Raw genomic sequence first — 15,660 nt, 5'->3', positions numbered from 1 at the left:
CTGCCCCCGAAGAATGCCGAGATCCGTTGGAAAAATTGCAGTTTAGAACCAGTCGTTCAGCGGTTATTATCTCGGGTGATTTTAAAAGTATTGTTGGCTTTACCCGGGGTTATGAATAAACCAGATAAACCGCCAAAATCATGCCAGTGGGAGAAACTTAGCATGTTCATATTAATAGCAATTTCCACTTTTCAATAGTTGTTGTTTGATTAAATTCTCTAATTATGAAACTGAGGAATTCAGTGATTTTCAAGAAGAATCTGGGGCTTAAATTATCATTTCTATAGAGTATTCCATTCTTCATTTCCTGTCTCTGATTATTGTCATGCTAGTCTTATTCGATTGATAAATATTTTCATTATCGTTTGACTTGTAAATAAAATTAAACATTAATAACGTGACTTTATTATTAAGCTATGTTATCAAATCTATAATTAATGCTTCCATTTTAATATTAAATTTTCCTTATTAGTTGTGATCTGAGCACCTTACAGAAGAATGGATAATGGTTTTAACCGTTTAATAGCACAGTAAATACTAGCTTTCCCTTAGCATTGATTGCTACTGATTCTGTTAAGATAGTGATTTGATTTGTATTTTCTAATGAAAAAAGCATGAAAAATAATAAGAAAGCGAAAGAACATGGCAAAACATCGTTTTTCAGACAACATTTTTCTAAGCTGTATATGGATCATGTGGAGCATTGCTCTGGGATTCTATCTGGCTGGTAATTTTCTTAGCTGTGCAGTGACAGCGATTCTCTCTTTTCTGGCTTTAATATTTTGCTTTATTCACATGAGGTCGAGATTAAAAACTATGTTTGGAAAAAAAACAGAGACAGTGGTTGCTGAACCGATGTCTCAAGTTGTTGATGGTAAAAAGAACACCAATGCAGACGCCCGCCGTTGTACAATTGTCGCTAAAAGCTCGGTATTTAAGGGCGATATTGATGTGGAAGGTGATATACAGATCTGGGGCAAAGTGATTGGGAATATCCGAGTGAAAGAGGGGGCAATTCGAGTTATGCATGCCGGACAGGTTGAAGGTGAACTCAGTGCTCCAGAAATCATTATTGATGGCAATGTTGAAGGGACTTGCTGCGCAGCAACGTTGGATATTCTTGAACATGGTGAACTACGTGGTATCAGTCGTTGTGGCAGTATGTCTATTAAGCGTGGTGGTTTGTTTTTAGGTCAATCAGAACAGATTGAAAATAAAGAGAAATCCGCATCTGAGCGTGTTGTACCAATTAAAGATAGCAATAATGATAAATCCAAAGATAAGGCCACGGTAAAAACAAGTGCCTGATAGTCAGGCCCGTGTGATGCGTGTGATTCTGATCATTTCCGGCACGGGCCATTTCCTTCCTTGATAAATTCTTAGTCTTTTGAATTCATTTACCCTGTTTACCTTTAAGCTTGTTGTTCATTATAGTAGCTTACCTATTGGCTATATTTTAATTTACCTGGTTGATATGAATCTAAAAAATGCGGTTTACTGCATATATACCCAATAGATTTCGAGTTGCAGCGCGGCGGCAAGTGAACGAATCCCCAGGAGCATAGATAACTATGTGACTGGGGTGAGTGAAAGCAGCCAACAAAGCAGCAACTTGAAGGATGAAGGGTATCCTTATGGATTTCGAGATGCATCGTGACGGCAAGAGAGCGAATCCCTGGGAGTATAGATAACTCTGTGACCGGGGTGAGTGAGTGCAGCCAACAAAGGGGCAACTTGAAAGATAACGGGTATATATAGGCATATTCTTTAGCTGATGTTGAGGGAAATATAATGGTGATATTGGAAACCAACAGATTAATAATGAGAAAATGGAAAGAGGAGGATAGGGTACCGTTCTTTCTTTTGAATAGTCATGCCGAGGTTATGGAATACTTTCCTGCCACTTTGACGGTTGAACAAAGTAATGCAATGGTGGACAAAATTATTCAGAAATTTGAGCAACAGGGTGATTGGGGGTTATGGGCTGTGGAGCTGAAAGAAACTGGGGATTTTATTGGTTTTGTTGGTTTGAATATTCCTGTAGCGGAATTACCTTTTTCACCTTGTGTCGAAATTGGCTGGCGTCTTGATAAGCCATTTTGGGGGAAAGGTTATGCTAGCGAAGCGGCTTATCAGGCATTGGATTTTGCTTTCACTAGATTAAAACTTGAGGAAGTGGTTGCATTTACTACAGTTTCTAATTTGCGATCTCAAAAAGTTATGGAGAAGCTTGGAATGGTGAAAGATGAAAATACTTTTTTGCATCCTTTATTACCGAATGGGCATCCGCTTCGTGAACATGTACTCTATAGAATCAGTCAGTAATAACGTTGGTTTCCTTTCTGGTTTTTGCTACTTTGGTGTTTTATACTGCTGTTGCATATATATACGTATTTGGGAATACAAATGAAATATGAATTAGCTGTTATGGCGGCTCTGACTAAATTAAATCATCCTAATACTCGTTCAATTGTGGATGCGACAGGGATATCTGAGCGCAAAGTACAACAGGTATTGCAAACACTGCAACAAGACTTAGAGGTAAAGATTAACCGTATCAGAAATGGTAAGGTTAGTTATTTCGAAGTTATTTCCTGGGGAATATTTGAAAGTGGACAGGCAATTAATTGTAAATTGAGTGATTTGGATCTTGCTAAGTTTAAATATTCCCGTCAACAAGAGAAAAATATTAGAAACAAAAAAGATAAAAAAGTAATAATGACAACTTATAATGAAAAGAAGCGTTATTTTGATCGAGTAAAACTGAAAAACTACAGGCATAGTATGCGTCTTGAGGGAATGAATATTATTATGAATAGCTTACCTGTAACTAAAGAAGAGCAAGAAAATCTGAGAAATCATTTAATTAGAAAATACAGTGAACAGCGAGGAGATTATGATATACCCAATAGATTTCAAGATGCTTCGCGACGGCAAGGGAGCGAATCCCCGGGAGCATAGCTAACTATGTGACCGGGGTGAGTGAGCGCAGCCAACAAAGAGGCAACTTGAAAGATGACGAGTATAGATAAATATGGCGCAGGACAAGATCCCTACACATACTTAGGCACAGATATTCTCGTCAATAAATTGGGCATTCGTGATTCAATCATTCTGGAGCAGGCAGAGAGGGAATTCACTGAGCTGGCTATATTAAATATTTCATTTCTGGAACCACCTTACGATTTAGCTTTTTGGTGTCAACTCCATAAACAAATATTTTCTGATTTATATGATTGGGCGGGGCAGCTGAGAACAATTGATGTATCAAAAGGTAATACTCGTTTCTGTAATGCTGAACGTATTGAAATAGAAGGGAATAGAATATTCAATATGTTATTAAGTGAAAATTATCTTATGGGATTAAACTATCAGGAATTCATCAGAAAACTTGCTGGGTATTATGCAGAATTAAATGTGATTCATCCTTTTAGAGAAGGGAATGGGCGAACACAACGTCTGTTATTTGAATATATTGTTGTAAACTGTGGATATAAAATCTCTTTTGAATCTATAGATGCTAAGCAGTGGATTGAGGCCAATATTTCTGCTTATCAATGTAATTATCAACCATTAATAAGAATTTTTGAAAATTGTGTTTCTATTTAATGTTTTTGGCTATTTTATTGATTATTTACAAACATGGTTTTAAGAAATAATGATCTTAAATAGGTAGAAAAATAGTCTTAAATGTGACCTTGTTTTGGTTGTTAGAGAATTGTAAAAAAATTTTTCTGCTGCTGAAATAATTCTCTAATGATTGACAATTAGAAATAGCTAAGTGTAAGGATATATTGTTATGAATGAGAGTGATAACCTCATGATAAAGTGACAAGAATAAAATTATTCCTGCCACTTTTGCTTGCTATTAATTGATTTAAAAACAAGCTATTGAGAAAAAAATGCTATAAAGGGCTATCGGTCCGCATACTTGAGTACATTTGGTCAGTGGCTTATCACTTTGCAAACAGATAGTTGCGAATGCTGGGTTGGAGGAGAAAGTGGCAATACTTAACGCTAAAAGGCAAGCTGATAACTTCTTCATAGTTGGTACCTCATCAGGTTTATTGGAGTCAAATAATTTATACCCAATAGACTTCGAGTTGCAGAACGGCGGCAAGTGAATGAATCCCCAAGAACATAGATAACTCTGTGACTGGGGTGAGTAAAAGCAGCCAACAAAACAGCAAATTGAAAGATGAAGGGTATATCTGAGTTACTAATTACTATTCAATAATAGGTAATAAGTTCACTTTTCGGTATAATTTTTTGCTGTATTGTTGAAAATCTGTTGAATATATATTGTGCTTGAAATTTATATTTCTAACGAAATAAAATGTATGCTGTTGATCCAACTATATTTTTGTTAATTCCAGTTTCTGGAATATACAATCTACAGATCCCTGTTATTTGTGTGGGAGAAAAAGATGAATTATATGAGAGATAAATTTGGCATCTTTATTCAATTATATGAATGGTCGTTATCAGTTAAGAATAATGAATAAATACCGATTGGCTACATTAATATTATATACCCTATGGATTTCAAGATGCATCGCGACGGCCAGGGAGTGAATCCCCGGGAGCATAGATAACTCTGTGACTGGGGTAAGTGAAAGCAGCCAACAAAGAGGCAACTTGAAAGATAACAGGTATATTTCACTCTATTGATGTTGTTTGGCATGATTTCATTGTGTTGCTAAATTGGTTCTTTTATTTTAACTCGTTATTTTATCTTAATAGGAAACAGGAATTAAACATGGCTAATCGCGTATGGGTGCTGGGTGATGCTGTTGTTGATTTGGTGCCTGAAAATTCAAATAGTTACTTGAAGTGTCCTGGTGGTGCGCCAGCCAATGTGGCAGTGGGTGTCGCACGATTGGGAGGTACTAGCGGTTTTATTGGTCGCGTAGGTAAAGATAGCTTTGGTACATTCCTGCGACAGGTGCTGCACACTGAAGGCGTGGATATCCGTTATATGATACAGGACGACCAATATCACACTTCCACTGTGGTTGTCGATCTGGATCAGCAGGGTGAGCGCTCATTTACTTTTATGGTTACTCCCAGCGCCGATCTGTTTCTACAGCCTTCTGATGTACCAGAATTTAGCGCTGGGGAATGGTTACATATCTGTTCAATCGCTTTGTCGCAGGAGCCAAGCCGTAGTACCACATTGAATGCAATGGAAAACATTAAGGCAGCCGGTGGTTGGGTGAGTTTTGACCCCAATATCCGAGAGGAGGTATGGAAGCAACCGGAAGAATTGCGCCTGTGTTTGGAAAAGGCGTTGATGTTGGCGGATGTAGTGAAAATCTCACGCGATGAACTCAATTTTATCAGCAACATTGATCAACTGGAGAACGCGATTGACTGGATGATGGCTCGCTTTCCATTATGCTTACTCTTGGTTACGCTCGGTCGTGATGGTGTTTACGTGCACGATGGCAAACAACTCCGTCATTTTGGTGCTACACCAATTATCCCTGTTGATACGACCGGTGCTGGTGATGCATTTGTTGCCGGTTTGTTGGCTGCACTGGCAAAACTAGGACGTATCCCGCAGAATGACGAATGGGCGGTGGTCATCGCTCAGGCTCAAGCGTGCGGTGCATTGTCGACTACCGCTAAAGGTGCGATGACTGCGCTGCCATATGCGGATGAATTGAACGCTTTCTTACAGATGCGCACCTGAGTATATGATGGCGGGCATCTGACTTACCATTCCTCATTTTCCCGCCGAATTTGGGGAATCTATCACAATGGCTTGAGCTGGTTAACGAACTTGATTACTATCTGCCAATCAACTCGATTACCTTTTCCTGAAAAATCGGTTTTGTAATTTAGTAGAACAAGAATAACTCTATCTCGATGGGTCGAGTATTATGAAAAACCTCCACTATTTGATTGTCGCTCCAGGATTAATATTTTCAGCTTCTGTCTTTGCTTCTTCCTATAACAACATCGAAGCGCGTCTTAACGTATTAGAGCAGCGACTGCAACAAGCAGAGCAGCGGGCTGCCCAAGCAGAAGCACGTGCCATAGCGGCTGAACAACGTGCACAACGTTTGGAACACACCGTTAAAAACGAACAACAGACTGTACAAGTAATACAACGTAGCGCTTTGTTGGAAAATAATGCACAAGAAGGCAAGTCCGCGCCAACTAATAATTTGAAGTTGAATGATTTCGGTAATCTGAAATTGTACGGCGATGTAGAATTCAATCTTGATGGCGCCAGTCGAAGTGGTCAGCTGACCTCTCTGAAAACGAGTGATAATAAAGACTGGAAACCGGGTGACAAAGAGCGCTGGGGTATCAATGGCCGTATTTTAATTGGATTAGATGGTTATCGTAGTAATCAGAATGGTAACTTCGCCGGCTTCAGCGTGCAGCCATTGGCAGATATGACTGGAAAAATGAATCTCGATGATGCTGCCTTCTTCTTCGGCAACGAGAAAAACTGGCAGACTAAAATCGGACGTTTTGAAGCTTACGATATGTTTCCTCTTAACCAAGATACTTTTATTCAGTATTCTGGCAATACTGCTAACGATTTGTATGCTGATGGTTTCGGTTACATCTACATGATGAAAGAGGGGCGTGGCCGTAGTAACAGTGGCGGTAGCCTGATGTTGAGCAAATACACCGGTAACTGGTATTTCGAACTCAATACGTTACTTGAAGATGGTACTTCGCTATTTCAGGATAGCATCTATCACGGTAACACATTGGAGAATAATAAAAATGTTGCTTATCTGCGTCCAGTGATAGCTTGGAAAAAAGACCAGTTTAGTGCAGCCGTGGCTATGGAAAGCAATGTGGTCAACAACGCCTACGGCTACCAGAATGCCCAAGGGCAATGGATCGATCAATCCAAACGCAATGGCTACGGTATGACATTAAGCTGGAACAATCTGGCGACAGATCCAGAGAACGGCATTGTCGCTAACCTGAACACTGCCTACTTAGATGCTTCAGGCGAGCAGAATTTCACAGCTGGAATCAATGTGATGTGGCGTCGCTTCGAACTGGGCTATATCTATGCTCACAACAATATCAAAGAGTTCAACACTGACGGTATGGCCGCGCGTATTGAGCAGCCGTTCAATGAACCCGGCGAATATGACATTCGTACCATCCATACGTCATATCAGATTCCTAACCTCATGAATATGAAGAACTTCAATCTCTATCTTGGAGCTTATGTCTCCATGTTGGAAACGGATGCTAACAACAGAATTGCCAACAGTCATAACGATCAGCGTTACGGAGCGCGTGCCAGATTTAAATACCTCTTCTGATGCAAGTTAACTGATTGCCGCCATAGCTTATATTATCCATGAGATATTTTGGTTTATAAGGGGCATCACATGGATATAATTACAACTGTTAACGCACTAGTGTTACTGCTTGGCGGTAAAGAAAACATTGTTAACGCTGCCCATTGTGCGACCCGTCTACGTTTGGTGCTAGTGGACGATAGCAAGGTGGACAAGACCGCCATCGGTAAACTCGAAGGGGTGAAAGGTTGCTTCAACAACGCCGGGCAGATCCAGGTGATCTTCGGCACCGGGCTGGTCAACAAGGTATACTCAGAATTCATTAAGGTGACGAATGTTAGTGAATCCAGTCAGTTGGAAGCCGCCAACATTGCCGCAAAAAAGTTAAATCCATTACAGCGTATTGCGCGCCTGTTATCGAATATCTTTGTACCGATTATTCCAGCCATCGTCGCTTCTGGTTTATTGATGGGTTTGCTTGGCATGATGAGAACCTACGGTTGGGCTGATACCGATAGCGTTCTATTTGTGATGCTGGATATGTTCAGCTCAGCGGCGTTTATTATTCTTCCGATCTTAATCGGTTTCACTGCCGCACGTGAATTCGGTGGCAACCCATATCTGGGGGCTACGCTCGGCGGTATCCTCACCCATCCGGTTTTGACCAATGCTTGGGGGGTTGTTAGCGGCTTCCATACTATGAATTTTTTCGGGCTAGAAATTGCTCTGATCGGCTATCAGGGTACGGTGTTTCCCGTGTTGCTTGCAGTGTGGTTCATGAGCATGTTGGAAAAGCAGTTACACAAAGTCATCCCCAATGCACTCGATCTAATCCTGACACCATTCCTGACAGTGATTATCTCAGGTTTTATCGTCATACTATTTATTGGTCCTGCTGGGCGCATACTTGGTGACAGTATCTCGTTCATTCTCAGTTTGCTAATTACCCATATTGGTTGGTTAGCGGGGTTGCTATTTGGTGGTCTATATTCGGTAATTGTCATTTCTGGTATCCATCACAGTTTTCATGCTATTGAAGCCGGACTACTGGGTAATCCAAACATTGGTGCCAATTTTTTACTACCGATCTGGTCAGTGGCTAATATCGCCCAAGGTGGTGCTTGTCTGGCAGTGTATTTCAAAACCCGTGATGCCAAAATTAAAGCTATCGCGGTACCGTCCGGTTTTTCTTCCATACTCGGCATCACTGAAGCAGCGCTGTTTGGTATCAACCTGCGCTTTGTAAAACCGTTTCTTGCGGCGTTGATAGGTGGTGCGCTCGGCGGTGCCTGGGTGGTTGTTAATCACGTTGGCATGAGTGCTATTGGGCTAACTGCGATTCCCGGTATGGCGATCGTACAGGCTGGTTCAATGCTGAACTATGTTATTGGTATGGTTATCGCTTTTGGTAGTGCTTTTGTCATTTCTCTGTTGCTGAAATACAAAACGGACAGTGAATAATGCAAGAACTTAGTTTCATGAAACAAACTACACTGGCATTAATGAACGGCCAGCAGTGCGCAGCGCATGATCCGCATCGTCCGGTATGGCATCTGGCGCCAGCTGTTGGTCTGCTCAATGATCCGAATGGTTTCATTCAGCACAATGGCGTCTATCACCTGTTCTACCAATGGAACCCGTTGGCCTGCGATCACAAGCACAAATGTTGGGGGCACTGGCAGTCAACGGATCTGGTTCATTGGCAACATCAGCCGGTGGCGCTGTTGCCGGGTGCTGATTATGACAAGCACGGCTGCTATTCTGGTTCGGCGGTGGAGGAAAACGGCAACATCATACTTGTATATAGCGGTAATGTGAAATACCCGGACGGTTCACGCACGACCTATCAGTGTCTGGCACGAAAAAACGAATGTGACGAATATGACAAAATCGGCCCGGTGTTACCTTTACCTGTAGGCTACAGTGGTCATGTGCGTGATCCAAAAGTGTGGCGCTATCAAGATAACTGGTACATGGTGCTTGGCGCACGCGATTTACAAGATCAGGGTAAGGTGTTGCTACTACGTTCCACTGATTTATACAAATGGCAAATGTTGGGTGAAATTGCCGGTTCACAACTGAATGGAATGGGGGATTTTGGTTATATGTGGGAGTGCCCAGACTTGTTCACATTGGGCGACACTGAGGTGCTTATCTGCTGCCCGCAAGGGTTGGAAGCACAGAATGAACGTTATCTTAACACCTATCAGGCGGGTTATTTGAGTGGAAAACTGGATTATCAGGCCGTTCATTTTACGCATGGTGAATTCCACGAGCTGGATGCTGGATTTGAGTTCTACGCGCCGCAGACCACGCAGATCGCAGATGGCCGCCGTCTACTGATTGGCTGGATGGGTGTGCCGGATCAAGATGAGCAATATCATCCGACCATTCGCTACGGTTGGATTCACACTATGACCTGCCCACGCGAATTGACGTTGTGTGACGGTAAGTTATATCAGCAACCAGTGCGCGAACTACAGCAATTGCGCGGTGAACAGACTGTTTGGCAGGGTGTTGCCAACGACGCTCCGCCCTTGGATATCACTAGTGCTGAACTGATTCTTGTGCCACAGGGATTGTTCAACGTTTGCTTTGGTGATGCTATGCAGCTTACATGGGATGGTGGATTGCTGAGCTTGATACGTAATAGTTTGTGTAGTAATCAAGAGGAACACCGCTACTGGCGTGGCACAGTTCAGCATTTGCAAATAATGATCGATCGCTCCAGTGTAGAGATTTTCATTAATCACGGTGAAGCAGTAATGAGCTCACGTTACTTTCCTACTTCACAGCCGTTGCTACATATGAAAGGGAAGGCAAAGCTAGCACTGCAATACTGGCCGCTGATGTCATGTCTAGAATAAAATATCCTCCGATGAAGTCAGATATCATTAGCGATTGGGAATACCTATTCCTACGATATATTTAGCCTCATCATATAAATAATGGATATTAATTAACTGGATTAGAAACATTAAAACATTTAAATTTAATGTGTTTTAATGATCTTTCTGTTGAGCTGAAAAATAAATTATCAGTTCAAACTAGCTTAAATGTAAATTATATTCACGTTCAGGATGATCCTGGTTTAGAATTAGAGATATTTTCACGTTATAATAAAGGTACTAATCCAATGTCTAAACAAGAAATTCGTCATGTTTTATTTAGTTCTCAATTTAATGATTGGGTTATAAATAAAGTTGATGAGTTGAAGCATGATAATTAAATGTAAAAAGTATTTAAATAACTTTTCAAAATAATAGATCACTTGAAGGGAACTCAGTCCAATTTTTGCGATCTGATCAATTGCAAAAAATCCCAAACCCCAACCCGGACTGAGTGATGCCAATAATAACATCTATCCCCCACGATGAACGCCAAAAAATGAAAAAACTTATCCATAAAACTCGCGACAAGGACTATGCTCGCCGATTAACCGCATTACTGCTGTTAAATGAAGGCGTTACTGTGACCGAAGTCGCTAAAATCCTTCATGCCGCCCGCTCTTCTGTCAATCGCTGGGTTAAATGGTTTAGGTTATAGGGATTGGAAGGACTCAAAAGTTTACCCGTTGGTAGGCCAGCAGTCTGGGAGCTCACTCCTCTCAATAACATCTTGTTTTTCTTATTACAGCAGGCCTTTGATGCCTGCCAGACAAGTAAAACCAGCTGGCATAACCGTAAAGCGGAACTGGCAGAGGTTGAGGCCGAGCTTGCCGCTGTACTGGCAGTGAGTTCTCCCGGTAACGCTGAAAAAATTGCCCCCTTGCGTGAACGTTTTGACGTGAAATCATGGGAAGTAAATCGGAGCGCCGGGCTCTATATCCGCTCGCACGAGGAAGTACAACGAATCAGTATTCGTGACCGTCTGAATGACTTTATGCAGCAACACGGCGCGGAATTGGCCGCAGCACTGGCACCTGAGCTGATGGGCATTAAAAAAACAGCCTGCTATGATACAAAATCGCGCTGTCGACCGCTCAATGACATATCTGCGGGAAGCTCTCACAGGGTGGATCGCTACGGGGGCGGAAATTAATTATTCAGAACAGGACAGCAACATTTTAACGGCCATCGGATACAGGCCGGAAGCGCCCTCGCGGGATGACAGTCGCGAAAAATTCACCCCTGCACAAAACATGATTTATGCCCGCCGACGAGCAGAACTGGCCGCACAGTAGACCGCTCAAAAATCCCTGAAAATCCCGTTATTTTTCTGCAAAAAAGCCATGCATGCACAAGGTGCATGGTTTTGCATGCGTTTTGACGTCACTGAATACCCCGCCAGCGCCAGCACTGGCGCGCCCTGAGGCTACTCATTCACCTGCATTAAAAGCGACCACTAAAGCGGGCAGGCGTGGCGGGGATAGCATTGCGTCCTGTGATATTTATTCTTTTATAATTTCTCTTTTTCTAAGCTCGGCGAAATTAGACCAATCAGAATCATTTATACAAATTAAGTTCGAGCCATAATAGAGTTTCGGAATTGGCCAGCGACATTGTTTACCAATAATATCAATGCAGCATCTGGCGAAAATTTGTTCTTCAATGTCTGTAAGAATCGTTTCGTATTGATCGATCATAGGCATTGACTCGTAAAAACCCCTACATCTATCAAAAACAAATAAATCTGTATGCATCGTGCGAACTTTTGCTTTGTATTTCCATCTTTTATGCATCTTTACATTTGAATGGTACGGTGCCCCTAACTGATTAAGAGCTACCTCTAACCAAAGATGCGGTAAAGGAATATCACAGAATAAACCACCTCGAGCATCAGGAATTGCTTTCATGATTTTGGGTATTGCGTTGAGCATCCGTTGAGATAATAATTTGTCAGCTCCAGTCAGCATTGAATGAAATGATTCTCGAAATTGGGCTGCATTTAATATAGAAACGCCTTCTTTACTTTGGTTAAAGAAAGTTTTGAAATATGATGAAACGCTTTTGCCTGAACCATTTAATGAATCAATAAAATTCCAGAACGGATAGCTTTCATTGTCCATGAACCTGTTTCCGGATATGGGAGAAAAAAATGATTCCTCGTCCTTGTCATCCATTGATATCAAGCTTTTAAAAAAATCTGTGGATTCAATCTCTGCAAAAGTAGCTGTGACTTCAGCCTTTTTTTCGTTGAATAATTGTTTTCGTAATGAGTTGTTTTGTAAAAAACGAATTGTCGGACTTATCATTGATGCATAGTGCATTACATAACTTGTTGAAAAGGCTGAGTATGCGCCAGATATATTACATTTGATAATTTTTTCTAAAGACTGCAGATCGTATCCATGTGATGTAGGTGATTCAGTAAAATATGAAAAATCATCATCATCATCATTGGTGGCTTCAAGGACAGATGACTCGATCATTTCGTGATTCATGAAGTAACTTGCGAGAAATTTTGCATTATCCTCATTTGCGTCAGGCTCGCAAGAATTTACAATTAATACTCCTAAGTCTGATAGCGCTTGATTGTCAAAAACAGAGTTTATTACGCCAATCGGGGGGCTTGGCTTAGTTAATAATGAACTGATGAAGTCAAGATAAATAATATCAAAGGTATGGTGGGTGGTTTTGAAAAAATCACCTATAGAGCCTGGGAGTATTTTTAATTTCGGATAGGATTCTTTAGCTTTGTTTAATGCGGTAGCATAAGAGTTATTATCAATTTCAAAAGCCCAGATATTTTCTATTTTAATATCTAAAGATAAAAGTATGTCCAGATCGTTTTCTGGCTCTGGCCCACAAAAGAAAGCAATTTTTAGTTCATTCGCTTTTTTAGGTTTGTAGCTATCACTGATTTCCTGCACCCAATTATAACCATTACGTAATAAATCATTTTCATTATAATTAAATGCAAGATTCAGTGTATCTTTCCAACAAAAATCTATAAGATTTTTCAAATAATTAGATTCTAATATCCTTGATTTTTCGGATTGAGTGGTCAATCTCTCAATAGCAGTTTTCCATATGTCTAATCTGGATTTTTGTTTAATGTCTTGTTTGTAAGTTTTCATTTGTGTGTACTCATTGAATGAATAAAATACAACCCCCACCAGTTCATTAAGTCTTTTCTTTGAGTAAGGTAGGTTGAACGATTGTAGGCTTTACGAACTTCATTTTTATCACTGTGAGCAAGTGCTGCTTCTATAACGTCTGGGTTTAATCCAGCTTCATTCATCGCTGTACTCGCTATGGAACGTAATCCGTGCGCGACCAATTTACCGCCATACCCAATGCGTTTTAAAGCAGCATTAGCCGTCTGGCTATTCATAGCTTGTTTTGGATCATTTCTGCTTGGAAAAACATGTTCACGATGAGCGCTGATTGGCTTCATCACATCCAGAATCTCTAATGCTTGGGGCGATAAAGGAACAATATGCTCACGCTTAGCCTTCATCCGTTCGGCTGGAATAGTCCAGAGCTTTGCATCGAGATCGATCTCTGCCCAACGAGCACCGGAGGCCTCAGAAGGGCGAACAAGTGTCAAGAGTTTCCATTCAATGAGACAGCGAGTCGGAACAGACAGATTTGACATGACTAAAGAACGCATCAGCTTCGGCAATTCTTCTGGCCGCAGCGTCGGCATGTTTTGTTTTTTGGGCTTTTCAAAGGCCATCCCAACACCTGATGCTGGATTGACATCAATCAGACCAGTGTTTACGGCATAAATCATTATCTCGTTAATGCGCTGCACCAGTCGACGTACAGTCTCAAGCGCCCCACGAGCTTTGATTGGCTCAAGCGCTTCAACCAATGTACGGGCTTTGATTTGCTGAACGGGGATCTCACCGATGGCAGGGAATACATCTTTCTCCAGTGAGCGCCAAATGTCTTTTGCGTAATCAGGGGTAACGCTTTTGCTTTTGAGCTGGAACCAGTTTGCCGCAACAGTCGAAAAAATACTGTCTAGGGCTATCTGTCGCTGTTCTTCAACAACTTCGGCCTGAACTTGGGGGTCGGTGCCATTAGCTAATAAGGAAAGATAATCCGCTCTTAACCCTCGGGCATCAGCAAGTGAAAGGGCTGGAAAAGCACCAAGCCCCATCATTGTCCGCTGTTTTGTTGCCGGACGTTGATAGCGAAAGCGCCAGAGTTTCTTGCCGCTGGTTTTCACTATCAGGAAAAGCCCATCGCCATCATGCAGCGTTAGATCCTTCTTCTAACGCTTTAGCGCGTAGAACTTCGGTGTTGGTCAGGGGGAGTGTTGTCCGTGCCACTGTGGCCGCTCCTTCATGAATTGGTATACGCTTTTAGGTATACATCCTACCGTATACCTAAACGTATACCAATAATCACCGGATTTAGCCGGATGTTCTCGGACAACTACAGACACAAAAAAGCCCGCAGAGCTTGTGCCATGCGGGCTTTCAGGATTTCACCGGACGTATCCGGATCATTATTTGGTGGAGCTGGCGGGAGTTGAACCCGCGTCCGAAATTCCTACATCCTTGGTACTACATGCTTAGTCTAATCTTTACATTCACTTGCCAGCTGCGGATAGACACGCCACTAACAAACTAGCCTGATTAGATTTAACGCTTCAACCCCAGGCAAGGCATCCACGCGATCTCTTTTAGGTTTGACCTCCCTTGATCCCCGTCCTAAGAGCGGAGGCTAGGGAGAGAGGGCTCTATGCAGGTTATTAAGCTACTAGTGCGTATTCGTTGTCGTTTGCAACTATTTTTTTGCGGCTTTTTACGAGGCCAACCGCCCCTCGGCATGCACCTTGGGTTTCGCGAATCCCGTCGAATCCAGAATCAGCCCCAAGTGTCTTAAACACGAGTATATCAGAATATTAAACTATAATGCCAGAATTTATCGCCCAGCATTCTTCATAATACGTGCTTTGTCTAATTTCCATTCACGTTCTTTAATGTCCGAACGTTTGTCGTGTGCCTTTTTACCCTTTGCTACGCCAATTTTGACCTTGCACCAGGCGTTTTTCCAATAGAGAGATAAGGCAACAACGGTATAACCTTCGCGATTGACTCGACCATATAATGAGTCAAGTTCGCGCTGATTGAGTAAGAGTTTGCGTGAGCGCATTGGATCACAGACGACATGGGAAGAAGCTACATTTAATGGGGTGATGGTGGCACCAAAAAGATAAGCGTCTCCATCTTTGAGCAAAACGTAACTATCGCTGATGTTGGCTTTACCAGCGCGCAGTGACTTGACTTCCCATCCTTGTAACGAGAGACCAGCCTCAAATTCTTCTTCGATGAAGTATTCGTGACGGGCTCGTCTATTCATGGCAATGGTTGCCGAACCGGGTTTGTGTGCTTTTTTCTTTGTCATAGTGTATGCATTATACTGAATGCTTTGATGAAAGAAATCTTTTCCCGCAGCATATTTGCTGATTAATGAGTATT

The 15,660-nt window shown here is 41.8% G+C and carries 10 protein-coding genes, 1 other RNA gene and 3 pseudogenes; 10 read left to right on the top strand and 4 right to left on the bottom strand.

Annotated elements, in window-relative coordinates; all coding sequences use genetic code 11:
* Nucleotides 1–642: 642 nt before the first annotated feature.
* The 10 genes and pseudogenes from BDD30_RS05170 (at nt 643) to BDD30_RS05110 (ending at nt 11,466) form a co-directional block, all read left to right on the top strand.
* A complete protein-coding gene (locus tag BDD30_RS05170) occupies nt 643–1,308 on the top strand; it encodes a bactofilin family protein (protein WP_015833400.1) in 666 nt (221 codons plus the stop codon).
* A 483-nt stretch (nt 1,309–1,791) separates the two neighbouring features.
* The gene (locus BDD30_RS05160) at nt 1,792–2,325 is read left to right on the top strand and encodes a GNAT family N-acetyltransferase (RefSeq protein ID WP_015833401.1); all 534 of its coding nucleotides are present in this window, start codon (nt 1,792–1,794) and stop codon (nt 2,323–2,325) included.
* Nucleotides 2,326–2,406: 81 nt separating this feature from the next.
* Nucleotides 2,407–2,961, top strand: coding sequence for a YhfG family protein (locus BDD30_RS05155; RefSeq protein WP_015833402.1), 555 nt, complete (start codon nt 2,407–2,409; stop codon nt 2,959–2,961).
* Nucleotides 2,962–3,015: 54 nt separating this feature from the next.
* Nucleotides 3,016–3,609 carry a putative adenosine monophosphate-protein transferase Fic gene (locus BDD30_RS05150; RefSeq protein ID WP_015833403.1) on the top strand — a complete coding sequence of 198 codons (594 nt, stop codon included), beginning with the start codon at nt 3,016–3,018 and terminating at the stop codon, nt 3,607–3,609.
* Nucleotides 3,610–4,759: 1,150 nt separating this feature from the next.
* Nucleotides 4,760–5,695: an aminoimidazole riboside kinase gene (locus BDD30_RS05135; RefSeq protein ID WP_015833404.1), complete on the top strand. Its 936-nt coding sequence runs from the start codon at nt 4,760–4,762 to the stop codon at nt 5,693–5,695.
* A 190-nt stretch (nt 5,696–5,885) separates the two neighbouring features.
* Entirely contained in the window at nt 5,886–7,304 is a 1,419-nt protein-coding gene (locus BDD30_RS05130) for a carbohydrate porin (protein ID WP_015833405.1), read from the top strand.
* Nucleotides 7,305–7,373: 69 nt separating this feature from the next.
* Nucleotides 7,374–8,744 carry a sucrose-specific PTS transporter subunit IIBC gene (locus BDD30_RS05125; protein WP_015833406.1) on the top strand — a complete coding sequence of 457 codons (1,371 nt, stop codon included), beginning with the start codon at nt 7,374–7,376 and terminating at the stop codon, nt 8,742–8,744.
* Nucleotides 8,744–10,150, top strand: coding sequence for a sucrose-6-phosphate hydrolase (locus BDD30_RS05120; RefSeq protein ID WP_015833407.1), 1,407 nt, complete (start codon nt 8,744–8,746; stop codon nt 10,148–10,150). Before BDD30_RS05125 ends, BDD30_RS05120 begins: the two co-directional genes overlap by 1 nt.
* A 478-nt stretch (nt 10,151–10,628) precedes the next feature.
* Nucleotides 10,629–10,826 (top strand): annotated as a pseudogene (locus BDD30_RS23465) (helix-turn-helix domain-containing protein); the annotation flags it as partial.
* 72 nt (nt 10,827–10,898) lie between these two features.
* Nucleotides 10,899–11,466 (top strand): annotated as a pseudogene (locus BDD30_RS05110) (phage polarity suppression protein).
* Between the two features lie 207 nt (nt 11,467–11,673).
* Here BDD30_RS05110 and BDD30_RS05100 read toward each other — a convergent pair.
* The 4 genes and pseudogenes from BDD30_RS05100 to smpB all read right to left on the bottom strand — a co-directional run bounded on the left by BDD30_RS05100 (nt 11,674) and on the right by smpB (nt 15,586).
* Complete coding sequence (locus tag BDD30_RS05100; protein WP_015833412.1) at nt 11,674–13,302, bottom strand: hypothetical protein; 1,629 nt, start codon at nt 13,300–13,302, stop codon at nt 11,674–11,676.
* Nucleotides 13,299–14,505 (bottom strand): annotated as a pseudogene (locus tag BDD30_RS05095) (integrase domain-containing protein). Before BDD30_RS05095 ends, BDD30_RS05100 begins: the two are co-directional and overlap by 4 nt.
* A gap of 184 nt (nt 14,506–14,689) precedes the next feature.
* Nucleotides 14,690–15,053, bottom strand: a transfer-messenger RNA (tmRNA) gene (gene ssrA / locus BDD30_RS05090).
* Nucleotides 15,054–15,103: 50 nt separating this feature from the next.
* Nucleotides 15,104–15,586, bottom strand: a complete 483-nt coding sequence (smpB, locus tag BDD30_RS05085; RefSeq protein WP_015833415.1) for an SsrA-binding protein SmpB — start codon at nt 15,584–15,586, stop codon at nt 15,104–15,106.
* Between the last annotated feature and the right edge of the window lie 74 nt (nt 15,587–15,660).

The organism is Photorhabdus asymbiotica (genome assembly GCF_003634575.1).
Classification (GTDB): domain Bacteria; phylum Pseudomonadota; class Gammaproteobacteria; order Enterobacterales; family Enterobacteriaceae; genus Photorhabdus; species Photorhabdus asymbiotica.
Note: the sequence above shows the minus strand (reverse complement) of the source record. Positions and strands in the feature narration are given on the sequence as shown.